The organism is Winogradskyella aurantiaca (genome assembly GCF_003362725.1).
Lineage (GTDB): Bacteria > Bacteroidota > Bacteroidia > Flavobacteriales > Flavobacteriaceae > Winogradskyella_A > Winogradskyella_A aurantiaca.
In genome coordinates this window covers 191,930-218,489 of sequence record NZ_QKTV01000006.1, presented here as the reverse complement: position 1 = coordinate 218,489, position 26,560 = coordinate 191,930, and the positions used below count along the sequence as shown (strand labels likewise).

At 38.7% G+C, this 26,560-nt stretch carries 22 protein-coding genes; 14 read left to right on the top strand and 8 right to left on the bottom strand.

Going from position 1 to position 26,560, the window contains the following annotated elements; translation table 11 throughout:
- Nucleotides 1-51 precede the first annotated feature (51 nt).
- Nucleotides 52-504 carry a DUF4199 domain-containing protein gene (locus DN064_RS11495; RefSeq protein ID WP_115462797.1) on the bottom strand — a complete coding sequence of 151 codons (453 nt, stop codon included), beginning with the start codon at nt 502-504 and terminating at the stop codon, nt 52-54.
- 185 nt (nt 505-689) lie between these two features.
- On the opposite strand from DN064_RS11495, the gene DN064_RS11490 reads away from it, so the two are divergent.
- The 3 genes from DN064_RS11490 (at nt 690) to DN064_RS11480 (ending at nt 5,005) form a co-directional block, all read left to right on the top strand.
- The gene (locus DN064_RS11490) at nt 690-2,033 is read left to right on the top strand and encodes a M16 family metallopeptidase (RefSeq protein ID WP_115462796.1); all 1,344 of its coding nucleotides are present in this window, start codon (nt 690-692) and stop codon (nt 2,031-2,033) included.
- A 13-nt stretch (nt 2,034-2,046) separates the two neighbouring features.
- Nucleotides 2,047-4,137, top strand: a complete 2,091-nt coding sequence (locus DN064_RS11485; protein WP_115462795.1) for a M16 family metallopeptidase — start codon at nt 2,047-2,049, stop codon at nt 4,135-4,137.
- A gap of 112 nt (nt 4,138-4,249) precedes the next feature.
- Entirely contained in the window at nt 4,250-5,005 is a 756-nt protein-coding gene (locus DN064_RS11480) for a hypothetical protein (protein ID WP_115462794.1), read from the top strand.
- A gap of 12 nt (nt 5,006-5,017) precedes the next feature.
- Here DN064_RS11480 and DN064_RS11475 read toward each other — a convergent pair whose 3' ends face one another.
- Nucleotides 5,018-5,899, bottom strand: coding sequence for a DMT family transporter (locus DN064_RS11475; RefSeq protein WP_115462793.1), 882 nt, complete (start codon nt 5,897-5,899; stop codon nt 5,018-5,020).
- 96 nt (nt 5,900-5,995) lie between these two features.
- Between DN064_RS11475 and DN064_RS11470 the strand changes: the two genes are divergently transcribed.
- Nucleotides 5,996-6,502: a heavy-metal-associated domain-containing protein gene (locus DN064_RS11470; protein WP_115462792.1), complete on the top strand. Its 507-nt coding sequence runs from the start codon at nt 5,996-5,998 to the stop codon at nt 6,500-6,502.
- 68 nt (nt 6,503-6,570) lie between these two features.
- On the opposite strand, the gene DN064_RS11465 is transcribed toward DN064_RS11470, so the two are convergent.
- Entirely contained in the window at nt 6,571-7,989 is a 1,419-nt protein-coding gene (locus DN064_RS11465; RefSeq protein ID WP_115462791.1) for a DUF5689 domain-containing protein, read from the bottom strand.
- A gap of 31 nt (nt 7,990-8,020) precedes the next feature.
- Nucleotides 8,021-10,885, bottom strand: a complete 2,865-nt coding sequence (locus DN064_RS11460) for a TonB-dependent receptor (RefSeq protein WP_115462790.1) — start codon at nt 10,883-10,885, stop codon at nt 8,021-8,023.
- A 163-nt stretch (nt 10,886-11,048) separates the two neighbouring features.
- On the opposite strand from DN064_RS11460, the gene DN064_RS11455 reads away from it, so the two are divergent.
- A complete protein-coding gene (locus tag DN064_RS11455) occupies nt 11,049-12,074 on the top strand; it encodes an endonuclease/exonuclease/phosphatase family protein (protein ID WP_115462822.1) in 1,026 nt (341 codons plus the stop codon).
- Here DN064_RS11455 and DN064_RS11450 read toward each other — a convergent pair.
- The gene (locus DN064_RS11450) at nt 12,071-12,505 is read right to left on the bottom strand and encodes a hypothetical protein (protein WP_115462821.1); all 435 of its coding nucleotides are present in this window, start codon (nt 12,503-12,505) and stop codon (nt 12,071-12,073) included. The genes DN064_RS11455 and DN064_RS11450 overlap by 4 nt on opposite strands.
- A 155-nt stretch (nt 12,506-12,660) precedes the next feature.
- Here DN064_RS11450 and amaB point away from each other — a divergent pair, with 155 nt between their 5' ends.
- From amaB to DN064_RS11435, 3 genes are all read left to right on the top strand, one after another.
- Nucleotides 12,661-14,214: an L-piperidine-6-carboxylate dehydrogenase gene (gene amaB, locus DN064_RS11445; protein ID WP_115462820.1), complete on the top strand. Its 1,554-nt coding sequence runs from the start codon at nt 12,661-12,663 to the stop codon at nt 14,212-14,214.
- Nucleotides 14,215-14,314: 100 nt separating this feature from the next.
- Nucleotides 14,315-15,649 carry a DUF1800 domain-containing protein gene (locus tag DN064_RS11440; protein WP_115462789.1) on the top strand — a complete coding sequence of 445 codons (1,335 nt, stop codon included), beginning with the start codon at nt 14,315-14,317 and terminating at the stop codon, nt 15,647-15,649.
- Nucleotides 15,650-15,651: 2 nt separating this feature from the next.
- On the top strand, nt 15,652-16,839 hold the full coding sequence (locus DN064_RS11435; protein ID WP_115462788.1) for a DUF1501 domain-containing protein: 1,188 nt from the start codon (nt 15,652-15,654) through the stop codon (nt 16,837-16,839).
- A 197-nt stretch (nt 16,840-17,036) separates the two neighbouring features.
- Here DN064_RS11435 and DN064_RS11430 read toward each other — a convergent pair whose 3' ends face one another.
- Genes DN064_RS11430 through DN064_RS11420 form a run of 3 tightly spaced genes read right to left on the bottom strand, consistent with a single transcriptional unit; the run spans nt 17,037 to nt 19,821 of the window.
- Nucleotides 17,037-18,170 carry an ATP-binding protein gene (locus tag DN064_RS11430; protein WP_115462787.1) on the bottom strand — a complete coding sequence of 378 codons (1,134 nt, stop codon included), beginning with the start codon at nt 18,168-18,170 and terminating at the stop codon, nt 17,037-17,039.
- A gap of 19 nt (nt 18,171-18,189) precedes the next feature.
- On the bottom strand, nt 18,190-18,948 hold the full coding sequence (locus tag DN064_RS11425; RefSeq protein ID WP_115462786.1) for an SDR family NAD(P)-dependent oxidoreductase: 759 nt from the start codon (nt 18,946-18,948) through the stop codon (nt 18,190-18,192).
- A 9-nt stretch (nt 18,949-18,957) separates the two neighbouring features.
- Complete coding sequence (locus DN064_RS11420) at nt 18,958-19,821, bottom strand: aldo/keto reductase (RefSeq protein ID WP_115462785.1); 864 nt, start codon at nt 19,819-19,821, stop codon at nt 18,958-18,960.
- Between the two features lie 316 nt (nt 19,822-20,137).
- Here DN064_RS11420 and DN064_RS11415 point away from each other — a divergent pair, with 316 nt between their 5' ends.
- The 6 genes from DN064_RS11415 to DN064_RS11390 all read left to right on the top strand — a co-directional run bounded on the left by DN064_RS11415 (nt 20,138) and on the right by DN064_RS11390 (nt 26,555).
- On the top strand, nt 20,138-20,704 hold the full coding sequence (locus tag DN064_RS11415; RefSeq protein WP_157962301.1) for a DUF4382 domain-containing protein: 567 nt from the start codon (nt 20,138-20,140) through the stop codon (nt 20,702-20,704).
- 183 nt (nt 20,705-20,887) lie between these two features.
- Entirely contained in the window at nt 20,888-21,889 is a 1,002-nt protein-coding gene (locus DN064_RS11410; RefSeq protein WP_115462783.1) for an AAA family ATPase, read from the top strand.
- Nucleotides 21,890-21,962: 73 nt separating this feature from the next.
- The gene (locus DN064_RS11405) at nt 21,963-22,829 is read left to right on the top strand and encodes a DUF58 domain-containing protein (RefSeq protein WP_115462782.1); all 867 of its coding nucleotides are present in this window, start codon (nt 21,963-21,965) and stop codon (nt 22,827-22,829) included.
- Nucleotides 22,830-22,832: 3 nt separating this feature from the next.
- Entirely contained in the window at nt 22,833-24,521 is a 1,689-nt protein-coding gene (locus tag DN064_RS11400; protein WP_232827477.1) for an ETRAMP family protein, read from the top strand.
- Nucleotides 24,521-25,525: a vWA domain-containing protein gene (locus DN064_RS11395; protein ID WP_115462781.1), complete on the top strand. Its 1,005-nt coding sequence runs from the start codon at nt 24,521-24,523 to the stop codon at nt 25,523-25,525. Before DN064_RS11400 ends, DN064_RS11395 begins: the two co-directional genes overlap by 1 nt.
- Nucleotides 25,518-26,555, top strand: a complete 1,038-nt coding sequence (locus tag DN064_RS11390; protein WP_115462780.1) for a VWA domain-containing protein — start codon at nt 25,518-25,520, stop codon at nt 26,553-26,555. Before DN064_RS11395 ends, DN064_RS11390 begins: the two co-directional genes overlap by 8 nt.
- Nucleotides 26,556-26,560: the final 5 nt, after the last annotated feature.

Genomic DNA, 26,560 nt, shown 5'->3' with positions numbered 1-26,560 from the left:
CCCTAAAAGGCGGGTGCAAATATAGCGCTAAATTCTTAATCTACAAACCCTTTAGGCGTTTTGCGGGACATTCCAGGAATTCTTGAAGTATTGCATGCAAGTCAAGGTAATAACTACGGTTGTGGCAAATCCCATAATGGCCACAACAAAGGCTACAAGACCAATGTGAACATTGTAGTCTTTACGAAATACAGTTAGAAGTTCTTCCAGGAAAGATGGGCTTAATTCCGTAGCATATATCAGGAAGAATACGGTAAAAAACAAGGTAGCAGAGAAACCGGTTACAATGCCTAGAGTGAACCCATTAGCATATTTAAAATCAGCACCCTCTTGCATTTTGTAATACTTGATGGCCGTGTAAATTCCAAAACCAGTTATTACCCCATTGAACAAACTAAACATTGGTTTCGTATGCCAATTAAATAAAGCGAGTAATAAAAAATAGGCGATAAGCGCAGCACTGATGACAAGTCCAAAGCGTAATGGAAGGATAATATTTTTCATAATCGGTTGTATTTGTGCTATTTAAAGGTAGTTAATAAATTCTAAAATTTGTGTTCTTTAATATAGATTTCACATTTCTCCTTGGTTTATAGGTAATCCATTTCTTATTTTTGTGAGCTGCGGTGTAACATTCACAAGCATCGCAAGACAAACTGTTAACATTAAAACCTTAATCATCATTTCATATGAAAAAGAATAGACTAGCAATAGCCTTATTGCTTACTGTCAGTCTGCTTTCTGCTCAGAAGGTAGAATTTGAAGAATACAAATTGGACAATGGCTTGCACGTAATCTTGCATCAGGAAAACGCTGCACCAGTTGTTACTGTGGGAGTCATGTACCAGATTGGCGCCAAAGACGAAGTAGCCGGTAGAACAGGATTTGCGCACTTTTTTGAGCATTTATTATTTGAGGGTACCGAGAATATTGAACGCGGTAAATGGTTCGACATCGTTTCTGCTAACGGTGGGAGCAACAATGCCAACACCACTCAGGACCGTACCTACTACTACGAGACGTTCCCATCTAACAAATTAGAAATTGGTTTGTGGATGGAAAGTGAGCGCATGTTACACCCCATCATTGAAAAGGTGGGTGTGGACACTCAAAACGAGGTGGTTAAAGAAGAAAAGCGCCAGCGAATTGACAATGCTCCTTACGGAAAAATTATTTATAGAACAGGCGTCAACAACCATTTGTTTAAGAAACACCCTTACGGGCGTTCCGTAATTGGTTCAATGGAAGATTTAGATGCTGCCCAGTTAGATGAGTTTATTGGGTTCAACGAGCAATATTATAATCCTAATAATGCGGTATTAGTAGTTGCCGGGGACATTGATATCAAGGATACCAAGAAAATGATTGAAGATTATTTTGGACCAATTCCTAATAAGGCGGAGCCTAACATTAGAGCAGAAATTGTTGAGCCTCCAATTACAGAAACCAGATTCGCTACTGAGTATGATGCTAATATTCAGATTCCAGCTTATATATTTTCTTATATCACGCCTAAATCAACGGATAAGGATGCCTATGTCTTAGATTATATCTCTACCATTTTAACTGGTGGGAATAGTTCTAGAATGTACAAGCGTTTTGTAGAACAAGACCAGGTAGCCTTGCAAGTTTTAGCTTTTAACCAGGCTAGTCAGGATTACGGAACCTACACTATGGGTCTGCTAATTAAGGGAGAGCCAGATTGGGATGGCTTTAGAACTAATATGGACGAGGAGATCAAAAAACTTCAAACCGAGTTGATCTCAGATAAGGAATACCAGAAACTTCAGAATCAGTTTGAAACTAATTATGTAGAAGCCAATTCAAGAGTGCAAGGTATTGCGTCGTCTCTAGCTACCTATTACATGTTGCAAGGTGATACCGATAGAATCAACACACAATTGGATATCTACAGAAGTATCACCAAAGAAGATATCATGCGTGTGGCGAAGGAATACCTAAATCCTAACCAACGTGTTGAGATCAAATATTTAGCCGGAACCGACCCGGCTGCAGCAGAATCCAAACAATAAGCATTACATAGTTATGAAAAAACATTTTATATATACAATAGTTGCAGCGTTTATTGGACTGTCTGTAACTGCACAAATAGATAGAACTAAGATTCCTGCGTCAGGGCCTTCACCAGAAGTGAACTTAAAAGACGCCAAGGAATTTAAATTGGATAACGGCCTAACAGTATTGGTGGCCACAGATAAAAAATTCCCGGTAGTTAACTGGAATCTAAATCTAAACAATCCACCGGCATACGAAGGTGATAAAGCAGGAGTTGGATCACTCGCTAGTGCCCTTCTTGGAAAAGAAACGCAAAGCAGTACCAAAGATGAGTTTGCAGAAAAGGTAGACTTTTTAGGAGCTTCAGTAAGTGTTAGTCCCAATGGTGGTTTTGGCTATTGTTTGTCTAAATACAAGGATGAGGTATTTGCCTTATTTGCTGAGGCAGCCTTACAACCTAAGTTTACTCAAAAGGAGTTGGATTTTGAAAAAGATCAGTTAATTGAAGGTATCAAATCTGGAGAAAACTCTGCTGCTGCTATCGCTGGTAATGTTAGAAACGCTGTGTTTTATGGAAAGAACCATGCGGCTGGTGAGATTACGACAGAGGAAACTGTGAAGAACGTGACCTTAGAAGACGTACAACAGTACTATAACAATCGTTTTAAGCCATCAAATGGTTATCTATTATTTGCAGGTGACATTACCGTAAAAGAGGCTAAGGCCCTTTTAAAGAAATATATGGGCAGCTGGAATGAAGGAACAGTTGCTCTGCCTAAGTATCCTGCTTTTGAAGATGTAGCCACGACTCAAATTGATTTTGTAGATGTGCCAAACGCGGTTCAAACAGAGTTGGCCGTTATGAGCGTATCGGAATTAAAAATGACTGATGAGGATTACCATGCAGCGATTGTAGCGAACTATCTTTTAGGCGGTGCATTTGGATCCTACCTAAATATGAATTTGAGAGAGAAGAATGGGTATACCTATGGGGCTCGTTCTAGCTTAGGAACTGGAAGATGGTACAACTCTTCTTTTAGAGCCACTACTAAAGTTAGAAATGAGGTAACAGATTCTGCGGTTGTTGAAACGCTTAAAGAGATTAAGCGCATCCGTACAGAGCCTGTTGAGTCTCAGAAGTTGGAAGATGCTAAGGCTAAGTTCTTAGGTACTTTCATCCTTCAATCCGAAGATAAAACAGTAGCTGCTAGAAGAGCCTTAATGATTAAGACCAACAATCTACCAGAGGACTTTTACAAGAATTACATTGCCAATATCAACAAGGTAACTGTTGAAGATGTACAGCGTGTGGCGAATAAGTATTTTAGTGATGAGAATGCACGTATTGTATTAGTTGGAAAGGCTGCTGATGTACTTGAAAATGTTGAAAAGATTGAATGGAACGGAAAGGCTTTAGCTGTTAATTTCTATGATAAGGATGCGAATCCTACAGAAAGACCAGTCTTGTCTAAACCAATTCCTGCGGACGTCACTGCTGAGACGGTGATTAAGTCGTACGTAGAGGCTATTGGAGGAGAAGCCAATGTAAGAGCAGTCAACTCAACATTAATGAATGCCAACGTTACCATCGCTGGAGCACCTTTTAAACCTACTGCAACCATCAAGCAAATGTCTCCAAACAAGTTTAGTATGGAAATGACAATTGAGGGTATGGGTACCGTAATGAAGCAAAGTTTTGATGGTCAATCTGGTTATCAGGAACAACAAGGGCAGAGAATTCCAATGGATGAAAAAGCTGTAGATGCTAGAAAATCTGAAAAGGGACTATTCCCAGAACTGTTTTATGAGTCTGACAATATTGAATTGGTTAGTTTAACCGATGTTGAAGGAAAAGATGCTTATAAAGTCGCTGTTAAAAAAGGCGATAAGACCTCTTTCCGTTATTACGATGCGTCTACTAAGCATTTGATTAGAACTGAGGAGACTAATGAAGCAAACGGACAATCTGTTACCACCATTACAGATTATAGTAACTATCAGGATGTCAACGGTGTCATGATGCCGTACCAGTGGAAAGTAACAACAGGTCCACAGGTTATTACAATGGACATGTCTAGTGTTAAGGTAAATGAGGGAGTCTCTGATGAAGATTTTAAATAAGAAGTAAGAACATTGAATACTAAAAAGCCGAGACCTTCAACGTCTCGGCTTTTTATTTAGAATTTATTTGAAGCTTTGTTTTCTTTGTGTAGATTCACAAAAACCTAATACTATGAGTCAGAATGTGTTTAGAAGAGGTCTTTTAGTCTTGAGCATCTTTGCTTTTGGAATATGCCGGGCACAGTTTAAAGCCTCAGACCCTATAGAACCTCAGGAGCCCTTAACAGTTTATCAAGATTCCTCCTTTGCGGTTAATGTAGTGCTGAATAACTATTTAAAGGCCATAGGAGGTATCGATAAGATAAGGTCTCTTAAGTCTATAAAATTGGTCTATGAGACCCAAATGCAGGGTTCAACCTTTGCTAGTGAGGAAAAGCGCATGCCAGACAAACTCGCTCAGAATATTTATCTAGACGGGAGTCTTATCATGTCTGTAATTACCACTCAGGAGGAGGTATATATGGATCAAAGTGGCACAAGGACCCAGCTAGGGGAGGCTTTAGGTGAGGACATGAAGCTCTTGGCCGGACTTGTTTTAGAACTCAACCTTTTAGAATCGGATCGGGCCGTCCTATCAGGAACAGAGTCTGTAGAAGGGGTAATGGCTTACAGAGTGGATGTACCTGGGAACACCAATTCATTGTCCTTATTTTATGATATAGAAACCGGTTTTAAGATTAAAGAAATTCAAATCACCCGAACCAATGGAGCAGAACAGGTGCAAGAGGCTTATCTCAGTGACTACAAATCTTATGAAGGTGTAATGTTTCCCAGCTTGAGAAGAGGTGTTCAGGCGGGGCAGAACATAAGATTTTCACTAACAGAATTGAAACTTAATGAGGGTGTTAAAGAGACCGATTTTGATTGATCTACAGTGGTTTTATGCCTTCTTTCGACGGTGCGATAAGTAGATTCCCAACAGAATTAACAAGGTGGCAGCACCTTGTAGTATCCCAAACTTTTCGCCATCCAGTAGGCCCCAACCTAGAGCGATAACCGGCATAAGATAGGTCACTGAAGAGGCAAATACTGGTGTGGATATTTGCACCAGTTTATTGTAAAAGATTTTGGCCAATGCCGTTCCAAATAAGCTTAATACCAGTACATAAAACATGGACTCCACAAAGTGGATATTACCGAAGGTCTCCTTGGTGAAGAAGTCATCCCAAATCAGGATAATTAAGGCGGGCACCATGATAAAGGCGTAGTTAGCCGTTGCAATGGCAATGGGTTTGATGTCCTGGAGATGCTTCTTTATAATGTTGGTATTGGTGGCATACATTAAGGTGGAGGCAATGACAAATCCGGCAAACCAGTAATTTTGGTTCGGATTTAGCTCGGCTCCTTTAAGAATGAGTATCAAGGTTCCTACGAAACCAATTAAAACCCCAAGGATTTGGCGTTTGGTAGAGTTGATCTTAAAAAGTAAAAAGCCAATGAGAATGGTATTAAGTGGTACCAGTGAATTTAGAATGGAGGCAACTGCGCTGTCAATTTCTGTCTCGGCAATTGCAAAAAAATAAGCTGGAAAGAAGGACCCTAGAAAACCGGACAATCCCAGCCATTTCCATTTGTTTTTAGGGATATGCTTTAAAGACGCAAAGCCGGCTGAAAATAAAATTAAACCGGTAATTATGGTACGCAAGGAGCCTAATTGAAAGGCTGTAAGTCCTAAGAGACTCTTCTTGATAAGAATAAATGAGCTGCCCCAAATGAGTGATAAGGCAATGAGATAGATCCACTTAACATTAAGTGATTTCATGCGGTAAATTTCATAGAACCTCACAAAATTCGTTAATTAATTAGTGCAAATTTCCCCTAATTATTAGTTTTGCCCATAATTCTATTTTTAAAACCTATGAGAACTGTAAAACATCTTTTGGCAATTGCGGCTTTTTTCACGCTCGTTACCAGTTGTAAGAACAACCGAGAACCTGAGGTTAAAACTGTTGAGGTAGAATACGCTGAAGAAAAAGCTGAAACATTCGTAGATCCAAATGCCAGCTACGCAAAAGTGGAGTTTGGTATTGATGGAATGACCTGTGCTATGGGCTGTGCTAAGACCATTGAAAAGAAAATGGCTAAAATGGATGGAGTAAAATCAGCCAAGGTTGATTTTGAAAAAGAATTGGCTATGGTCGAATACGACGAGGCCAAAGTATCACCAGCATCACTTGAAGAGGCGGTGGCCAAAGCTGGAGAAGTTTATAAAGTAAGAGATATGAAGCAGGTAGAGGAATTCTCAACTGAGAAGAAAGCCTGTAAGGAGGATTGCAACATGGCTTGTTGTAAAGACAAAACTGAGGCTGAAAAATTAGCCTGCGCCAAAGACTGTAAAATGGAGTGCTGTGCTAAAAAGGCATAAGCTATAGAGAATGATATTAAAAAGCCTTCCAGTTTGGAAGGCTTTTTTTATTTCTAAACAGTCATGAATTAATTGCCTGTGACTGTTACATTATCTACATGATATCTGGTGGAGGCATCCGGATCCGATCCTTGATAGAAGAATCCAAAGTGTACGTTTCCTTCCAAACAGCTAACATTAACCGGTGGAATGGATTCAAAATCTCCAAACCCATTACCTGGACCAGATGGTATGGTAATATCTAAAGGAAACCACGTAGCCGTTGTTGGGTCACCAGAAAAGTCTTCGGAAGCCCAAACAGTTAAGATATTACCGTTGTCGAAATTCACCTGAATATCAAAGGAGAACTCTTCACCTGTGGTAGTATCCATATTAATTTCTGGGGTTACTAACCAAACATCAATGACATCTTCATTGGCATTAAACCCGGTAATTTGAGAATAGGCATTTCCGCTGAAACTTCCAATAATCCAATCTCTATTACCGCCACTAATATTGACATTGGTCCAACCTTCGTTTTCAAATCCATTGAAATTCTGGAAATCTTCAGAAAAAATGGCGCTTCCTCCACCTGATGGCCCATCACAATCAAGGAAGTCAGGGTCACAACGTTCGTTATTAACCAAATCTACATCTTCTGGTGTATTAACACGTACATTAAAAACCTCACCAAAGAAATCTTTAGTTAAGACCGCATCAATAGGTCCGCGTCCTGCAGGAAGCGTTAAGTTCTTAAAATCAGCAAAGGTACTGGTGCTAAAAATTGTTGATGCCCCTGAGGCACAGCTCTCCAATAGTCGTTCTCCATCAAACTGATCAAACTGCTCAGAAGCATAGCTTAGTATTCTGTCCCCAATAACTTGGTTCCTATTAAATTGAACGTCTTCAAGTCTGACAAATAAATTGGTTTTATTATCCTGGAAATCCTGGATATCCATTGGTAGTGGAACCATGGTTTCGACATCTGGTGAACGTTGAAGCACTTCACTTTCAAGTGCAGCTGGTATATTGTCTACTGAATTTCCGTTGCGTAGACCAATACTTAAAACTCCATTAGTAATTCCTGTTGACAAACCATTGACCTGTAAATAGATTTTGCGACCGGGATCGTATCTCACAGAGATGGGATTAACATCAATTAGTATCTTAATTCCAATAGTTGGATTTTCTGGTTGATCTTGAATAACAATCTCCTCAAAGAAATTTCCGCCCTCATCTGAGGACACTACATATCCAACCAAATATTGTGGTTGACTTGTAAATTCGTAAGTGTAAACTGTTTCTTCGTCTGTATAGTCAAGCTCGGTATTTCCTTGCTCCTGTGCTAATTGTCCAGCCACAGCAGCGATACTAATTTCAGGACCCTCTAAGATTGGTTCCGAAACACTCGTGTCTGGTGTGCTAAAATCATCACCAGTAACGCAGCCAACCAATAGGCTAATTGTCAATACGGCTGCGATTATTTGGACTGATCTAAATAGTTTCATTAGATTGAATTTATATAAATTTTTCATTGGTTTAGAATCTTATGTACATGTTTAAGTAATAGGTAGTGCCAGTTCCAAAGAAATAGCGAGGGCCAAATAGTGGACCTCCTGGTCTTGAGTTGTCTTCAAGAAGTCTCCGGTAATTAGATAATCTGGACTGTTCAAAACCGCCAGTGCGGTACTCCGTGTTAAATAGATTGTTTATGGTAGCAAAGAAGCCAACAAAATAATCATCAATTTTCCAGGATTTTCCACCTATAACATTTACTAAGGTGTAAGGGTCAAAACGTTCTTGACGCAATAATTCTCTTGCGATTACTGGGTCGTATTCGGATAAGGTATTGCCATCAAAATCTGAAGTAAAGTTGGCAGACCTGGCCATATTGCTGATGTCAATGAAAGCGTGTGAAAAGTAGTTGGCTGTGATACCAATATTCCAGTAATCTGGGTCGCGATACTCAAAACCAATTTGAGCAGCATGTTCAGGACCGCCGGCTACATGATAATTTTTAAGGTTGGTAGTGCCGTTCCCAAAGCGTAATTCGCCTTCAAAATCGGCACTGGTTAAGTATAAATCCGGGTTATTGGTATAAATGTATTGCCCTACTGAGGCTGCAGCCTTTAACTTAATTGTTGGAGTTACTTGCGCCTCAAGACCAAATTCCACACCCATGTTTTGTCTGGAAATATTGGTCATTAACTCTTGAACAAAGGCATCACCAGTATCAACTCCTAATCCTGATAAATCTTCGGTAAAATAAAATCCAATGTCTGACCCATCTTCAAATCCTGTGTAAAATCCTGTTACCCGAGCATTGAGAGTTGGAGATCTAAAAATATAACTAAGGTCTCCTGCCATGATCTTTTCGCTTTCAATACCTGTAGTGCTAAAATTATTCTGTCTAGCATTACTAAACACAGTGCGTTGACCTGGAGCTTTGGTGAAGTAGCTGGCATTAGCTACCACTAAGTGTCTCCCTGTAATTCTATAGGTGATACCACCTTTAGCTCCGTAGTTAGTAAAATTCAACTGATCGCTCTTTCCAAAGGATCCTGTCGCACCCTCACCAGGGAAAAATCCATTTTCATAGAAACCGGTTCTCTGATAGGTAGTGTTAGAAATATTGGCACCTACATAGAAATCTAACTGTCGGTATTTAAACTGAAGTTGCGCAAAAGAGCTCAAGACATTGGCATCTATTTGATAGTTGTACTTGTAGCGATCTCCTTTTTGTACGATCCTATTAGGGTTACGTAAATCCGATTGTGCTCGGTTAGATGCCAAGATATCACTCACATTATTGGTAGGTTCATCAGCAAAGAAATCGATATCCAGGTATCCTGTACCCCCCAATAAGTCTTCTACTCTAGCGAAATTCTGACTTTGTAAATTTCTATAGTTTATGGCAGCATTTAATTGAATATTATCCGCTAGTTCTGCATCCAGTATAGAATTGGCACTGAACTGATTGTCCTTGATGACATCCGCCTGTAAGGCATACAATGAGTTTCCACCTCTTTCTCTCACCGTTGCATTAGCCTCATAAAGTGAGAACCAGTCCCACTGACCATCAGCTCTAAAACGCTCTGCAGCCAAATAAGCTAGGGTAAAATCATAAGTGGTGGGATTGTCGTTTCTTAGATAATAACTTGGTAAGTTTTGGTAATAAGTTGGGTCAGGATTTCTAGCTCCACCTAAAAACACATCTTCTCCATTGATACTGACACGACGTGTACCTCCATTATCTATTCGAGAATTGGCGATCTCACCCCACTGATACGAAACATTGGTATTAAGCTTTACTGTAGGGCTAATATCCCAGAAGTGATTCAGCATAAGAATGGGTTCGTTGATCTTACGGACTCTAGAATTTCTGAGTTTGCCCTCTTGGTAACCCCAGAATGGGTTGTATGTTCTTCCTTTTAACTGGAAGACCTCTTCGGTTATTGCTGTAGAACGGCCACGTCTGTTCTGTGCATAAATACCGGTAAAGTTCAAACTATGCTTACTGCTAAGTTGTTTTTCAACGGATGCAAAGAATGAGTTAGAATCATAAAGTGTACCATCAATAAATCCTTGGTTCCCGAATCTTCTAGAAACTAAAACAGAGTAGGACCAACCGCCCTCCAATAGTCCAGAATTGTAACTACCCATAATACGGCCTTGATAGCTTCTGTTGGCTGCGGCATATGAAATTCTACCACCACGACGGTATTTAGAAGCCCTCATGACAATATTGTTGGTGCCTGCAAGGTCACCAAAGTTATAAGCATTAGCACTTAAACCCATAGTGAATTCCTGGTTGCGCTGTACATCATTAAGTCCTCCCCAATTGGCCCATTGTGGACGACCGTTGAATTGCTTATTCATTTCTAAGCCATTGATAAGTACTTTACCATTAGCATTGTCTAAGCCACGTGGCCTAAAAAAGGTTGAGCTAAAGTCAAAAGCGGCTGCATTGAGAAAGATGTCTCTGGATGCTTGTAGAAGCCCCGATATATTATCGGTCAGGCCATCGTCTTCACTGTTTAGATTATCATCAGAGATGGAAATAATGTACAAGTCACTCTTGTCACTCTGATTGTAATCTAGGGTCATTCCGGAGATGTCAACAGTTTCACCTTCATTGATAATAATAGGATAGCGCTTGGTAACGTATCCTACTTTCTCTAAGATTAAAACTTGCTCACCTAAGGGGAGTTTACTTGAAAAAATAAATTCTCCGTTAGCATCCGTTTTTAAAGATAAAAAGGTGTTTTCAATTGATATGGTGACATCAGGAACAGGTTCTCCTGAGGTTCCATCCAAGACACTTCCCTTAACTACGGTTTCTTGTGCTAAGGTAATTAAAGGGAAAAATGCAATGAACAGAAGGCATAGTAGTTGATTTTTCATACCATTTGTTGCATTGGTTGTTTTATTGCTTTTTAGTTATTAGACAACAAATCTAAAATTATTTAAGCGTTATAGTTACTTTTACTTTTTGAAATTATTCACATAACACAAACTTAATATGACGCCTAAACCTTATAAACTAGGTTTACTAATTATTCTATTGATGGTTGCTTGGCAGATGGTCGGGCAAGAGGAGAAACAGTACAAAATTCATACGATCGCGTTTTATAATTTAGAAAATCTGTTTGATACCATCAATGATCCGCTCAAAAACGACGAGGCTAGTCCAATTATGGAATTAAAGGCTAATCCACAAGAGGTTTACAAAAAGAAGGTTCAAAACATGGCGCGTGTCGTGGCTGATATTGGGAGTGATTTGTCAAATAATGCACCAGCCATTATTGGAGTTTCGGAAGTTGAAAACAGAGAAGTGTTGGTAGATTTGGTCAATAACCCATTGTTGTTGCCACTGGATTATGGTATTGTGCATTATGATTCACCCGATGGCAGAGGAATTGACGTGGCACTTCTATATCAGAAGAAGTTGTTTAGACCAATGTCTCACAGTTCACATGAATTAAAAATTTTCGATGATCAAACCAGAAACCCTATCCGTACCAGAGATCAGTTATTGGTAAGTGGTCTTTTAGATGGTGATCTCATCCATTTGATTGTCAACCATTGGCCTTCGCGACGAGGTGGAGAAGCAAGAAGTAGGCCTAAACGGGTAGCGGCGGCTAAACTGTCCAAGCATATTGCAGATTCTATATTGTCTATAGATCCTTATTCAAAGATTCTGATCATGGGAGATATGAATGACAACCCAAACAATGCTAGTTTAAAGAAAGGATTAAAGGCCAAGGACAAAAAGGAAAAGATGCAATTGAAAGGCATATACAATCCTTTTGAGAAAATGTACAAAAATGGTTTAGGTACAACAGGCTACAGAGATAGCTGGAGTCTCTTTGATCAAATACTGGTAACTAAGGCCCTATTAGACACAGACTATACCTCGTATCGCTATTATAAAGCAGGAATTTTTAATAAAGCGTATTTAACAAACAAAAGAGGTCGTTACAAAGGCTATCCGTATCGAAGCTTTGCAGATGGTGCCTTTACAGGTGGTTTTAGTGACCATTATCCTGTCTACGTGTATTTGATAAAGGAGGTGGGCTCAGCAAGTAATTAGAACCATTGATTCCATGGAATCTTGGCTAAAACAAGAACCAGGGCCAATGAATAGAAAATGGCCAGCATCTTAAACTTTGGTTTTGAGACTAACTTCTTTTTGTGCTTAGAATAACCAATAGTTACTAAAGCTGTTGCAATAATCATGGTGGTGGGGTGCTCAATAATGAGATTTCGTAAACCTGCATTTTTCATCACCTCTCCCATGCCCATCTCACCAATGATTGAAAAATAATCCTTGGTAAAAAACAAGACGATTCCAATAAGTAATTGGATGTGGAATGTGATTAAGCAAAAGAGCGATATTCTAAAATCCTTGGGATCAAACTCTTTATCGCTAAAGAACTTGAAAAGCGCATTAAAAGTGGCTAAAATTAAAACAACCAGTACTAAATAGGCCCAGTAAGAATGAATGAATTGAACGGTCTCCATGAATTGTAAATTAAAGCTGTAAAAATAAGGAATTAAGTTATCAACGCCTTGAAAGTGCTTGCTATTTGTTATTGGCATCGGAGTAGTATTTCGTATTTTTGCGGTCGCAAAAGACAATAACTAAATTCAATTATAAATTAAAGTTTAACGAGATTATGGAGACAGCAGTGAGTACAATTCAAATAGCAGAGGTCTTAAATCAATTAGGTGTATCACAGGAAAATCAGGGTACTTCAACAGGAATAAACTGGCTATCGAGTTCTAATTATATAGACAGCATTTCTCCAGTTGACGGGCAGCTCATAGGGAAGGTGTCAACCACGTCAAAGGAAGATTACGAGTTGGTCATGAAAACCGCTACGGAAGCCTTTAAGACCTGGCGTTTGATGCCGGCTCCTCAACGTGGAGAAATTGTGCGTCAGTTTGGTGAAAAACTACGTGAAAAGAAGGAAGCTTTAGGTGCTTTAGTGTCTTACGAGATGGGGAAATCCTATCAGGAAGGTCTTGGTGAGGTTCAGGAAATGATTGATATCTGTGATTTCGCTGTTGGCTTATCAAGACAGTTACATGGGTTTACCATGCATTCTGAACGCCCAGGACACCGTATGTACGAGCAGTACCATCCACTAGGAGTAGTGGGAATAATTTCAGCATTTAACTTTCCTGTGGCTGTTTGGTCCTGGAATACGGCCTTGGCATGGATCTGTGGTGACGTCTGTGTTTGGAAACCGTCTGAAAAAACACCTTTGTGTGGTGTGGCCTGCCAGAACATTATTGCAGAAGTTTTAAAAGAAAACAACTTGCCAGAAGGCATCTCATGTTTAATTAATGGAGACTATCAGGTTGGCGAGTATATGACTAAGGATAGCCGAATCCCTTTAGTATCCGCTACTGGCTCTACGCGTATGGGTAAAATAGTAGCTCAGGAAGTAGCAGGAAGATTAGGACGATCCCTCCTTGAATTGGGTGGTAACAATGCGATTATTGTTACACCAGATGCGGATATAAAAATGACTGTTATTGGTGCAGTCTTTGGTGCCGTTGGCACCTGTGGTCAGCGTTGTACCAGTACACGAAGGCTTATTATTCACGAGAGTATTTACGATCAGGTAAAAAATGCTGTTGTGGATGCTTACCAGCAATTACGAATTGGAAATCCTTTAGATGAAGCCAATCATGTTGGCCCACTCATCGATACCGATGCTGTTGCTATGTATAATAATGCCTTGACACAGGTAGTGGAAGAAGGTGGACAAATCATTGTTGAAGGTGGTGTTTTATCTGGTGATGGTTATGAGAGTGGCTGCTATGTAAAACCTGCCATTGCTGAGGCAAAGCCGGAGTTTAAAATTGTGCAGCACGAGACATTTGCACCTGTATTATACTTGTTAAAATACGCTGGTGATGTTGAAAATGCTATTGAAATTCAAAATAATGTGGCTCAAGGTTTGTCTTCAGCCATTATGACCAATAACTTACGTGAAGCTGAGCGCTTTTTATCGCATGCTGGTAGTGATTGCGGTATTGCAAATGTTAACATAGGAACGTCAGGAGCCGAAATAGGTGGAGCCTTTGGAGGGGAAAAAGAGACCGGTGGTGGACGTGAATCGGGATCCGATGCCTGGAAAGTTTATATGAGACGCCAAACCAATACCATTAATTACACAACTGAGTTGCCTTTAGCACAGGGGATTAAGTTTGATTTGTAGTAGAACATCAAAAATATACTGAATTAAAAGCCGTTTAGAAATAAACGGCTTTTTTACGGCTTTAGGTTAAACCATTGTCTATGGTTTAAGTCTTAACTATATGACTCAAGCAGAACTTCATCACCTATATTCTCGCGCTTCTTTTGGATTGCCCCTTAATAAGTTGCCATCTCTTAAAGGGAAATCGCGCCTGGAAGTTGTCAATCAATTATTTCAAAACTCGCAGAATTCGACCAGGTTCGATTTGGATCTGACAGACTTTTATAACGATGCCAATCAGATTTCGATGCGTAATAAAAAGGATCTAGTGGCCCTCATAAAAAAAAGTAAAAAGAAGTTTCTGGACCTCAACAACCAATGGTTAGATGGCATTATGACCAATCCGGAGGAATTGCGAGAACGTATGACTTTATTCTGGGCCAATCATTTTGTGTGTAAGGACAATAATGTCTACCACATGCAATTGTATTTAAACTGTTTGAAAACTCATGCCTTGGGAGATTTTAGAGATTTTATCAATGCAGTTTCCAAACAAGCGTCCTTGCTTAAGTATTTGAATGGGAAGCAAAACAGAAAAAAAAGTCCGAATGAAAATTTTACCCGAGAGCTCATGGAGCTCTTTACACTTGGTGAAGGACATTATACGGAGCGTGATATTAAAGAGAGTGCCAGGGCTTTTACTGGGTACAATCATAATTTTAAAGGGGATTTTGTATTCAGACGTTTTCATCACGATAGTGGTCGCAAATCATTTTTGGGACAGTCTGGTTATTATAATGGGGAGGATATCATCGACATCATACTTCAAGAAAAACAATGTGCTCATTACATATGCACTAAGTTGTATACCTATTTTGTAAATCCTGTTGCCAATGAAGCTCACATTACGCAGATGGCATTGCGGTTTTATAAGGATTACGACATAGCACAGTTAATGCATTTTGTTTTTATGCAGGATTGGTTTTATGAGAAGGAAAATATGGGTGCCAAAATTAAATCCCCAGTTGATTTATTGGCCAGTGCACATAGGATTGTACCCTATGAATTTAATGATAAGAAGACATTTATTAAACTAGAGAAGCTTCTAGGGCAGTCACTCTTAGATCCACCTAATGTGGCCGGTTGGCCAGGTGATAAGGCCTGGATCGATACCAATACGCTTATGATAAGGTTAAAGCTGCCCTCGCTAATCTATGGCGTGAATCTACAGGATGGTGCCAAGGCCGGTGGTTTAAGAGGCCGAAGAAATCCTATAGCAGCCAAGGTGGATTTGCCATCATTCGAGAGTCAATTTGCCAAGTATAGCAGTAATCAAATTAGCGAATTAGTAATACCTGGACCTCATTCATCAAGTCTTGAAACCCTTATAGATTCTAACTCTAAAATATTAACGGTAGTGCGATTAATGTCCTTACCTGAATTTCAAATGGCCTAAGCATGAAAAGAAGAGATTTTATAAAAAAAACATCCCTGACCTCCGGAATGCTAATGGTGCCGTCCTTTGTAAAGGCCTTTGATGCTACCTATATGAAAGCCAATGGTTATAAGCGGTTGGTTGTTATACAGCTGTCTGGTGGAAATGACGGCTTAAATACCATTATCCCGTACCGTAACGACATTTATTATAAGGCTAGACCCAAATTGGCGATTACAAAAGGGGTTATAAAAGTGAGTGATGACCTGGGTTTCCATCCAAGTTTAGAAGCTTTAAGGCCTTTATACGACAATGGTGAATTAAGTATCATTAACAATGTTGGTTATCCAAATCCGGTTAGGTCGCATTTTAAGTCCATGGATATTTGGCAAAGTGCTGGGGATGCCCATAGTAAATTACAAACAGGTTGGCTCGGAAGATTTATGGATAAGGAAGGCCAGCACGCCTATAATGCCATTGAAACCAATGAGTCGTTAAGCCTTGCTTTAAAAGGCCAACATTTTAGTGGTGTTGCAACAGAAGATTATAAGATACTTTACAACAGCTCAAGAGATCCTTATTTTAACAAGATTATGAATAGAGCTCATGACCATCACTTGAGTGAACATAATTTAGGATACTTATATCAAACCATGATTGAAGCCAAATCATCTGCTGCCTATTTGTATGAGACTACTAAAACGTCCAGCTCTACTGTTGATTATCCTAAAAACGATTTGGGGCGACAGCTTAAAATGTCTGCACAGTTTATTAATTCTCATCTGGATACCAAGGTGTATTATCACAGTCTGTCCGGTTTTGATACCCATGCCAATCAGGCTAACCCTCAAAAACGATTGTTAGAAGCTTATGCAGATTCGGTAGCGGCATTTGTCAAGGACCTCAAACGAGGAAATACTTTTGAGGACACCTTAATTCTCACATTTTCAGAGTTTGGAAGACGTGTGAAGCAGAACGCTGCTAATGGTACTGACCATGGTGCGGCAAGCAATGTATTTCTTATCGGTAAAAAACTAAAAAGGCCAGGATTTTATAATAGACTAGCAAGTTTATCAGATCTTGATGCCACCGGTGATATTAAGTTCAATGTGGATTTTAGAGCGGTCTATTCTAGTATTCTACAGGACTGGTTTCAGGTAAAAGATTCGTCTGTTATTAATGGATGCTTTAAGGACCTTGGGGTTGTATAATGGTTCAGTTAAGGGCAGAAAAAAACCTCGTTCCAATGCCAGACGTTGCTGGGAGAAACAAGGTTACTTTTAACTGATTAATAGCACCACAAATATCATTTAACTACTTAGTTTGAATGAAATATTTTGACGAATGGTTAAAAAAACCTTTGAAATACATAATGAGGCCATTATCGACGTTGAAATGCACAATTTTATTAGTTGTACTTGACCTTTCTTAGAATCCTAACAGCCTCTTTATAAGTTCTGTAGATTGGAAGGCTGAGTTTTTTGAGGTAGGGTTTGGCGTGATGTAATTTTTCAATTGCCTGAGGGAAACCATTGAGGAAACAGATAAGATAACTAGCCGATAAGTTTTTTAGATCCTCTTGTTCATTTGGGCTAAGAACAAGCCCTTTTTCAAGCTTTTTTAATAAGGCATTATTGGCATTGTAAATATGGTGTAATACCTTTTTATCAAATTGTGGAGGTTCAAAAATTAGGTTGGACTCAATTTGGTAACTGGCGTTATCAGCAAATTTAATGATGGTATGTTCTAGTTTGTAATATTTAAAAGATTGGTTTAGCCCCAATCGCACATATTCAACAATTTCAAATGAGTTATTGGAGTAGGTAATGGCCACTTCATCCAGAGCAGAATAGAAGAGCCGTACTTGTTCATTGATTAACTCGATGTCTACCCTAGAATAAAATACTTCATCCTTGACCTGCTTCTTCAATCCTGACCAACACAAAACAAAGTACTCCTGAAACACCAAATATTCCGGCCGATAGTCGCTTCGTTTCTTTAAAAAATCAAAGACTCCATTTAGGGTTAACTCAATATTGTTTTGAGCATGGTTTTCTATAGCAGTGACTATTCTTGAATTAACATCCTTAATTTCAATATCAAATACCTTGGGCATACTCATACTTCCATCCCTGAAAAACACCGCTCCGCCATAATATTTCCAGATGTTTTTTCTAAGAGCAGTTAACTGATCTATAGGCCTTATGGTAACAAGACCCACAACTTTGTCATCTGGGAGATGAGGAAAAGAAATATTTTCGTATTGTACAACTGGAGGATTGGTAAGATAGGCATTGATAAGGTTTTGAATTTTACTATCATCAAAGAAATCAACACCAATAATTTTGTTTTCCTCATCGTCAACACCAATAACGATATAGGAGTTGTTCTTAGGATTGCTATTGCTAAGGGCACAGATGTGCTTTAAGAACTTCGCTTTTCCCTCTTTAAAGCTAATATCAATTTTACGCTTTTTATCATAAAAACTATTCTCATCATTATGAGCAAGGAGGTTCTTAATCAATAAACGCTTATTAATCATTAGCTAGAGTAAAAGCAACTTAGGAATCAATAAGTTCTTTTTTTACAGTAGTACTGTTCGCCTGGGCTGTTGGAAACACAAGGACATCGGCTAAATTTACATGGGCAGGTCTGGTGACGGCGAAATAAATGATCTCTGCAATATCTTCTGCTTGGAGAGCTTTATAACCCTTGTAGACATTTTCTGCTTTGGGGTCACCTTTAAATCTAACTTCTGAAAATTCTGTTTCTACTAATCCTGGGTTGATAGCACTCACTTTAATTCCATGAGGATTCAAATCCAAACGCATACCTTCAGTTATTGCTAGAACTGCATGCTTGCTGGCACAATACACGTTGCCCCTTGGATACACTTCTTTTCCAGCAGACGAGCCAATATTGATAATTTGGCCTGAATTATTAGCAACCATTGATGGAATAATGGCCTCACTTACATATAATAGGCCTTTAACATTGATATCGATCATGGCATCCCAATCGTCAACCGAACCAGTTTGAATTGGGTCGAGTCCGTGCGCATTGCCGGCATTATTGACTAATATATCAACCTTACTAAAGCTTTCTGGAAGACTAGAAAGTATGTTCTTCACTTCCATTTTATCTCTAACATCAAAATTTAAAGTGAGCACCTCAGTTTGAGGGGAGAGCAATTCTTCAATTTCATCAAGACGGTCTTGACGTCTTCCGCAAAGAATGAGTTTGATATTGTTCTGTGCAAAAACAATGGCAGTGGCTCTTCCTATACCGCTTGTGGCTCCAGTAATAAGTGCTGTTTTCATATCGTGTATTTATGGGACTTTATGGCCCTGGCTTGCTACTAGCAATTCAAACCAGTCTTCTAATTCCAAATTAATAGTTAGGGCTTCTTTGGCCAAATTCATTCGTTCTTTCGTTGTGGTTCCAATAACAGGAGAAATATTAACCGGATGAGTCATTATCCAAGCCAATAAAATCTGATCGGCACTGGCATCATATTTAACCGTTAGTTTGTCTTGCACGTTTTTGATACGTTTAGATTGTGCCGAGTCGTCTTTAAAAAAGCTTCCCAGAGGAGACCAGGCCATTGCACCAACACCATTGGAAAGCATGTAGTCAAATGTGCCGTCATGCATGGCGGTGTGCTGGGTTAATGAAAACTCTACCTGATTATAATTGACATCAGTTCTAAAACCAACTAAATCCATTTGTGAAGCATTAAAGTTGGAAACACCAAAAGACTTAATCTTACCTTCTTTTTTCAGGATTTCAATAGCTTCTGCAATTTCTTCTGCTATCATCAGAGGACTTGGTCGATGCAGTAAAAGCAAGTCCAAATATTCGGTTTGAAGGTTGTTGAGTGATTGCTCAACTGACCAGAGGATATAATCCTTTGAGTAATTATAATGTTTAACCGTATTATCTCGAGTGTCACAGACATACTGGATGCCACATTTAGAGATCAATTGGAATTGAGATCGGTCAATAGACATGCCACTTAAAGCCTTACCAAAATCGGATTCAGTGCTATAGGCACCGTAAATATCGGCATGGTCAAATGTTGTGATTCCAATATCAAGACAATGTTCTATGAGCGATTGCATGTCTTTGGTATTAAGCTGTTTACCCCAGCTTCCCCAGGTCATCACACCCGCAATAATTTTTGAAAATTTCAATCTGATATCGTCATTAAGTTAATAAGGAGTTCATGTAAAAATATTCAATATCACCAAGATGAATGATCAAAATCTCTGTTTGTTTTATAAAGTTATAAGCACTTTGATTAACAGTGTTTTAGTAGAATACCATTGATTTTTTGAGAGATCTGGTTCTAAAATGACTCTATTTTTCACAGTATTGATCGTGCAGTTTATCCAAGAAATCTGCAAAACGATGCATTTTATACTGATTTTTGTGCACTTTATAAAGAAAATCTAACGGTCAAGGGGCGCCTAACCTAATATTGTGGTGTAAATGTTAAACGCCCCAACAATGAAAACTTTACAATTATCTAAAAGCCTACTAATCCTAATACTTATAGGAACCTTTATGACTTCATGTTCTAATGAAGCCGTTAATGAAACTAGTACACATACATCCATATCGGTAAAATTATCCAGTAGTAGTGAGCTATACAGTGGTGTTTATTTGGACGTAAAAGACGTTCAAATCCAAATTGATGAAAACGCTTTAAGCTCTAAATCATGGATGAGTTTAGGTGCTCTTAACTCTGGAGTTTTCGATTTTTCAGACATGCATAACGGTGCTGAGTTAATTCTGGTAGAAGATTTGGTAATTCCTGTATCTCATGTATACAGTGTTAAGTTAGTTCTTGGTGATGACAATGCTATGGTAATGAATAACATACTTTATGCTATTGATACACCTGAAGCATCAAATAAAGAATCTGTAAATACTGTAGACCGATCGTTACAAGCCAATAAGTCTTACGAGTTTACGCTTGATTTTGAAGTTGACAAATCCATCCAGATGAATGGAATGGACGTGATTTTAACTCCAAAAATGAATACAGAGATGCGTTTGTACGAATTGTTTTAAAACAATAAACAACAAGGCAGATAGTTCATATAAATCAAAATATAACATCTTAAAACAGAGGATTTCACAGAAGTGAAATCCTCTTTTATTTTTAACCAATTATTAACAGCAAAGCAATTTTAATTTTGATTATTTGCAAATTCGATAAATCAAGGCGTTAAGCTTTTGAAAATACTGTAAACAATGGAAGAAACTGGTACAATTGATATTAAAGCCATTAATGAAAAAATAGAAAAAGAGAGTGCTTTTGTAGATCTATTAACCCTTGAAATGAATAAGGTAATTGTAGGTCAGAAGCATATGGTGGAACGTTTATTAATTGGCTTGTTAGGTCAGGGACATATTCTATTAGAAGGGGTTCCTGGATTAGCAAAAACGTTGGCCATCAATACCCTTTCTCAAGCGGTGTCTGGGTCATTTAGCAGAATTCAGTTTACTCCAGATCTTTTACCAGCAGATGTAGTAGGTACCTTAATTTACAATATCAAGGAAAACGATTTTTCAATAAAAAAGGGACCTATTTTCGCCAATTTTGTGTTAGCAGATGAGATTAACAGAGCTCCAGCCAAAGTGCAATCGGCCTTACTTGAGGCGATGCAAGAAAAGCAAGTGACCATTGGTGATGAGACTTTTGTTCTGGACAAACCCTTTTTAGTAATGGCAACTCAAAACCCCGTTGAACAAGAAGGAACTTATCCGTTACCAGAAGCACAGGTAGACCGTTTTATGCTCAAGACTGTAATCGATTATCCAAAATTGGATGAAGAACAGTTAATTGTTAGAGCTAATTTAAAAGGGGCCTTTGATAAGGTTAATCCAGTGGTATCTGTAGAACAGATATTAAGTGCACAAAAAGCTGTACGCATGGTTTATATGGATGAGAAAATTGAGAAGTATATTTTAGATATCATCTTTGCTACTCGCTACCCCGAGAAATACCGCTTACCCGATATTAAACCATTGATTTCATTTGGCGCTTCTCCGAGGGGAAGTATCAACTTGGCAACAGCTGCTAAATGTTATGCTTTTATAAAGAGGCGCGGTTATGTTGTTCCTGAAGATGTGCGTGCTGTGGTGCACGATGTGTTAAGACACAGAATAGGGATTACTTACGAAGCAGAAGCAGAAAACGTAACCTCGGTTGATCTCATCAACAAAATCGTTAATGAAATTGAAGTACCATAGAATTTAAGATTAAAGACCTGGCATCGCGATGAACAAGCATCGCAAATCAACAATCGGCAATCTAAATTGATACATGGATACCAAAGCACTGCTAAAAAAAGTTCGAAAAATAGAGATTAAGACACGACGTCTGTCTGATCATATTTTTGGAGGTGAGTACCACTCTACCTTTAAGGGCCGCGGTATGACCTTTTCTGAGGTCCGCCAGTATCAATTTGGTGATGATGTTAGAAATATCGATTGGAATGTTACGGCTAGATACAATGAGCCCTATGTGAAGGTGTTTGAGGAAGAACGAGAATTAACAATGATGTTAGTGGCTGATGTTTCGGGCTCAAAATTTTTTGGCACAAAAAATCAGTTTAAGGATGAGATTGTGACTGAAATAGCGGCTACCCTGGCTTTTTCGGCTACTCAAAATAATGATAAGATTGGATTGATTTTATTCTCAGACGAGATTGAACTTTACATTCCACCCAAGAAAGGGCGCTCACACGTACTGCGTATAATTCGTGAACTTTTGGAGTTTAAACCAAAGAGTAAACGGACTGATATTGCTGAAGCCATAAAGTTTCTTTCTAATGTGATGAAGAAAAAGGCCATCGTGTTTGTTTTATCTGATTTCTTAACTGATGGTTACCGTCATAATTTGAAAATTGCGGCAGGAAAACACGATATCACAGGAATTAGGATTTACGATCGACATGAAGAAGAGTTGCCTAATTTAGGAATGGTATCCATGCAAGATGAAGAAACTGGGGAACTGATGCTGGTTAATACTGCATCTAAAGCAGTTAGAACCAACTATGCTAAAAATTATAATGAGCATGTAGGATATTTTAAAGATAGCTTCACTAAATCCGGTGCTGGAACCATCAATTGCCGAGTGGATGAGAGTTATGTAAAGAAGCTATTAGGATATTTTAAACGGCGATCGTAAATAATGTCAGAAGATAAACCAACATATCGTTCTATATACTTGTTGCGAAAATTCAATTTTTTGCTCGCAGTTCTTCTGGTTTTTACTGTAACATCATGGGCGCAGGTTAGCTCAAAGGTTGACACGACTCAAATAGCAATTGGAGAGCAAATTAAGTATGAGATAAAAGTTGAAACCGATACTACTAATCTTGTGGTTTTTCCTGAAGGTCAAACATTCCTTCCATTGGAATTAGTTGAGAGCACCGCGATAGACAGTATAAGAAAAGCGGATAAAATTGAGCTTCTAAGAACTTATTTACTTACCCAATTTGACTCGGGGTCCTATGTGATTCCACGTCAAAAAGTCCTTATTCAGGAGCAACCATTTTTTACAGATTCGTTATTGGTATCTGTTGTTGGGGTGGAAGTAGATACTACTAAACAAGGTCTTTATGATATAAAACCTATCATAGAAGCTGATAAGTCAAGCGGGAATTTCTGGAAAATTCTTCTCATGGTGTTGTTAGGTCTTGGGGTTGCTGGTTTTTTATTGTATTGGTTTATATGGAGAAAGAAACCATTAACCGAAGAGGAAGAAGTGGCATTAATGCCGCCCTACGAACAAGCCAAATATGCGCTAACCAAGCTTGAAGAAAGTCGGTATTTGATTCAGTCAGAGGTTAAAGAATTTTATTCTGAGTTGACTTTAATTCTAAGAAAGTATCTGGATGAAAAGGTCTATGACCGGGCCATGGAAAGTACTACTGATCAGCTAATAACACGATTAGAGCTTTTAAAGGAGGGCAATCAAATACCCTTAAAGAAAGACACCATAAAGAATATAGAGACCATCCTTAAACGTGCTGATCTTGTAAAGTTTGCCAAATCAGAACCAGATATAGCTCTGGCTGAGATGGACAAGACTACAATTGAGAAAGAGATTGATGAGGTTAAACTTGTGCTTCCAGAACCTTCTGAAGAAGAGAAGTTGCTCAATGAACAGTACCGCTTGGAGCAAGAACAGCGAAAGAAACGTAAGAAGATAATTATAACTGTCGCAGCATCGGTATTTTTATTGGTAGCCACCTTTATTGGTTTTGGTATCACCTATGGCTTCACCTATGTCAAGGATACCATTGTTGGAAAGGAGAGCAAAGAGTTGTTAGAAGGTCAATGGGTAAGTAGTGCTTATGGATTTCCTCCCATATTTGTTGAAACTCCTCAGGTTTTAAAACGTGATCCCCAACCTGCACCCGAAGGAATGGAAGGCAAGGTGAAAACTACTATTTTCAATTATAATTCCTTATTAGCAGGCTTTTTTATCGAGGTAGGAACCATAACCTACATCGTTGATGAAGAAGAGATGAAACAATACAAGGATGAAGAATTTAAAGCGCAAAAAATTCTGGAAAGTTCAGAAGGAGTTATCCAGAAATTTGAAGCCAATGGAGCACAAGATATTCTGGTGAAACGGGATCAGTTTATAACACCGAATGCGGCTGAAGGATTGAAAACCTTTGGGACGTTTAACACCAAGGTTGGAAATGAAACAGTGCCTGTTGAGTATGCTATTTTTATTTTCATGTCCAATAATGTGACGCAGGTAATTGCCATTAGCTGGCACGAAGGCGACCCTTATTTGGAAGCAGTGTCTCAGAGAATTATAGACTCGCTGGAACTAATACCGGATGAAGTAGAAGAGGAAAACTAATGTTTGAGAATATAGAATTTTTAAATAAAGAATTATTTTGGTTACTGCTTTGCATTCCTGTAGCCATTGTTTGGTATGTGTTTACCAACAAGCGTCAGACTTCTGAATTTAAAATTTCAACCGTAAGTGGGTTTAAACTAAAAGGATCTGTTTGGGCTAAATTAAAGCACGTCCTTTTTGTACTTCGTATTTTGGCCCTTGGTTTGCTAATTACAGCACTGGCCAGACCTAGAACTGTTGATGTCTCAACTAAGACAAAGACAACCAAAGGTATTGATATTGTAATGGCCATTGATGTTTCTGCAAGTATGCTGGCAAAAGACTTACTGCCTAATCGATTGGAAGCACTTAAAGAGGTGGCTGAAGATTTTATTAAGGGGCGTCCGAATGATAGGATTGGGTTGGTGGAATATGCAGGAGAGAGTTATACCAAAACACCTATAACAAGTGATAAGAATATTGTTCTAAGGGCCTTACGTGATATTAAGTATAACACCATAATTGAAGGAGGTACAGCCATTGGAATGGGATTAGCAACCTCAGTCAACCGATTAAAAGACAGTAAAGCTAAGAGTAAGGTCATAATTCTTTTAACTGATGGTGTCAATAATGCTGGGTTTATTGACCCAAAAATAGCAAGTGAATTAGCGGTGGAATATGGCATCAAAACTTATACTATTGGTTTAGGTACCAATGGAATGGCACTTTCACCCATTGGTATTCGACGCGATGGAACCTTCCAGTATGGTCGTGTTCAGGTGGAGATTGACGAGGAGTTACTTCAGGAGATTGCTGAGGCAACAGGAGGCCTTTATTTTAGAGCTACCAACAATAAAAAATTGGAAGATATTTACGATGAAATCAATAAACTTGAAAAAACAGAGGTTGAGGAGCGTAAATACTATAATTACGAAGAAAAATATAGGCCATTAGTTATTTTGGCAGGCCTATTTTTAATATTTGAGTTTATTTTAAGACATACCATTTTTAGAAGTTTTGTTTAGGTTAGATGAGAAAATATGGTTTTGGACTTTGTTAGTGATACCCGCTATAGGAGTTGTATTTCTGATACTTCAGATATGGAAGCTTCGCGTTCAGAAAAAATTTGCTGATAAAAAGTTACTACAGAAACTCGCTCCAAATCAGTCCTTATTCAAAGGTCTTCTCAAGTTGGTTGTATTAAGTGGGGCATTCGCTTGCTTGTCATTGGCTTTGGTGAATCCTAAAATTGGAACTAAGATGGAGACCGTACGAAGTCAGGGGGTGGATATTGTGTTTGCCGTTGATGTCTCTAAAAGTATGTTGGCCGAAGATATTGCTCCCAATCGATTGGAGAAGGCCAAACAACTGGTAACGCAGATTGTTAATAATCTGGCTAGTGATAGGATTGGTATTATAGCATATGCGGGCAATGCATTTCCACAATTACCAATTACAACCGATTATGCTTCGGCAAAGATGTTTTTACAAAACATGAATACCGATATGTTATCTTCTCAAGGAACGGCCATTCATGAAGCGATTGAATTGTCCAAAACCTATTACGATAACGAAGAGCAGACCAATAGAATCCTAATCATCATTTCAGATGGCGAGGACCATGAAAATGAAGCAGTAGATGCGGCAGAAGATGCCGCTGAAAGTGGCATTAAGATATTTACCATCGGTGTTGGAGATACTAAGGGCGGCCCAATACCTATAAAAAGGAATGGGGTTGTTCTTAATTATAAGAAAGACAATAACGGTGAAACGGTGATCACTAAACTTGATGAGGCAGTTCTTAAAGAAATTGCCGAAAAGGCCAATGGGACCTATATAAATGGACGAAACACCGGAGACGTTGTGGCGACCATTAAAGACATTCTGGAAAAGACCGATAAAACGGAATTCGAATCCAAACAGATCGCTGATTTTAAAGATCAGTTCCAGTGGTTTTTAGCTTTAGGAATATTGCTGATTTTCGTCGATGTGTTTTTACTCGAAAGAAAAACGGCATGGTTAAAAAAGTTAAACCTCTTTAATGAAAATCTCTAAAAGAT

Excerpts from the sequence above, each read along its gene's own strand:
- DN064_RS11495 (WP_115462797.1), bottom strand. The coding sequence starts at position 504 with ATGAAAAATATTATCCTTCCATTACGCTTTGGACTTGTCATCAGTGCT.
- DN064_RS11490 (WP_115462796.1), top strand. The coding sequence starts at position 690 with ATGAAAAAGAATAGACTAGCAATAGCCTTATTGCTTACTGTCAGTCTG.
- DN064_RS11485 (WP_115462795.1), top strand. The coding sequence starts at position 2,047 with ATGAAAAAACATTTTATATATACAATAGTTGCAGCGTTTATTGGACTG.
- DN064_RS11480 (WP_115462794.1), top strand. The coding sequence starts at position 4,250 with ATGAGTCAGAATGTGTTTAGAAGAGGTCTTTTAGTCTTGAGCATCTTT.
- DN064_RS11475 (WP_115462793.1), bottom strand. The coding sequence starts at position 5,899 with ATGAAATCACTTAATGTTAAGTGGATCTATCTCATTGCCTTATCACTC.
- DN064_RS11470 (WP_115462792.1), top strand. The coding sequence starts at position 5,996 with ATGAGAACTGTAAAACATCTTTTGGCAATTGCGGCTTTTTTCACGCTC.
- DN064_RS11465 (WP_115462791.1), bottom strand. The coding sequence starts at position 7,989 with ATGAAACTATTTAGATCAGTCCAAATAATCGCAGCCGTATTGACAATT.
- DN064_RS11460 (WP_115462790.1), bottom strand. The coding sequence starts at position 10,885 with ATGAAAAATCAACTACTATGCCTTCTGTTCATTGCATTTTTCCCTTTA.
- DN064_RS11455 (WP_115462822.1), top strand. The coding sequence starts at position 11,049 with ATGGTTGCTTGGCAGATGGTCGGGCAAGAGGAGAAACAGTACAAAATT.
- DN064_RS11450 (WP_115462821.1), bottom strand. The coding sequence starts at position 12,505 with ATGGAGACCGTTCAATTCATTCATTCTTACTGGGCCTATTTAGTACTG.
- amaB (WP_115462820.1), top strand. The coding sequence starts at position 12,661 with ATGGAGACAGCAGTGAGTACAATTCAAATAGCAGAGGTCTTAAATCAA.
- DN064_RS11440 (WP_115462789.1), top strand. The coding sequence starts at position 14,315 with ATGACTCAAGCAGAACTTCATCACCTATATTCTCGCGCTTCTTTTGGA.
- DN064_RS11435 (WP_115462788.1), top strand. The coding sequence starts at position 15,652 with ATGAAAAGAAGAGATTTTATAAAAAAAACATCCCTGACCTCCGGAATG.
- DN064_RS11430 (WP_115462787.1), bottom strand. The coding sequence starts at position 18,170 with ATGATTAATAAGCGTTTATTGATTAAGAACCTCCTTGCTCATAATGAT.
- DN064_RS11425 (WP_115462786.1), bottom strand. The coding sequence starts at position 18,948 with ATGAAAACAGCACTTATTACTGGAGCCACAAGCGGTATAGGAAGAGCC.
- DN064_RS11415 (WP_157962301.1), top strand. The coding sequence starts at position 20,138 with ATGAAAACTTTACAATTATCTAAAAGCCTACTAATCCTAATACTTATA.
- DN064_RS11410 (WP_115462783.1), top strand. The coding sequence starts at position 20,888 with ATGGAAGAAACTGGTACAATTGATATTAAAGCCATTAATGAAAAAATA.
- DN064_RS11405 (WP_115462782.1), top strand. The coding sequence starts at position 21,963 with ATGGATACCAAAGCACTGCTAAAAAAAGTTCGAAAAATAGAGATTAAG.
- DN064_RS11400 (WP_232827477.1), top strand. The coding sequence starts at position 22,833 with ATGTCAGAAGATAAACCAACATATCGTTCTATATACTTGTTGCGAAAA.
- DN064_RS11395 (WP_115462781.1), top strand. The coding sequence starts at position 24,521 with ATGTTTGAGAATATAGAATTTTTAAATAAAGAATTATTTTGGTTACTG.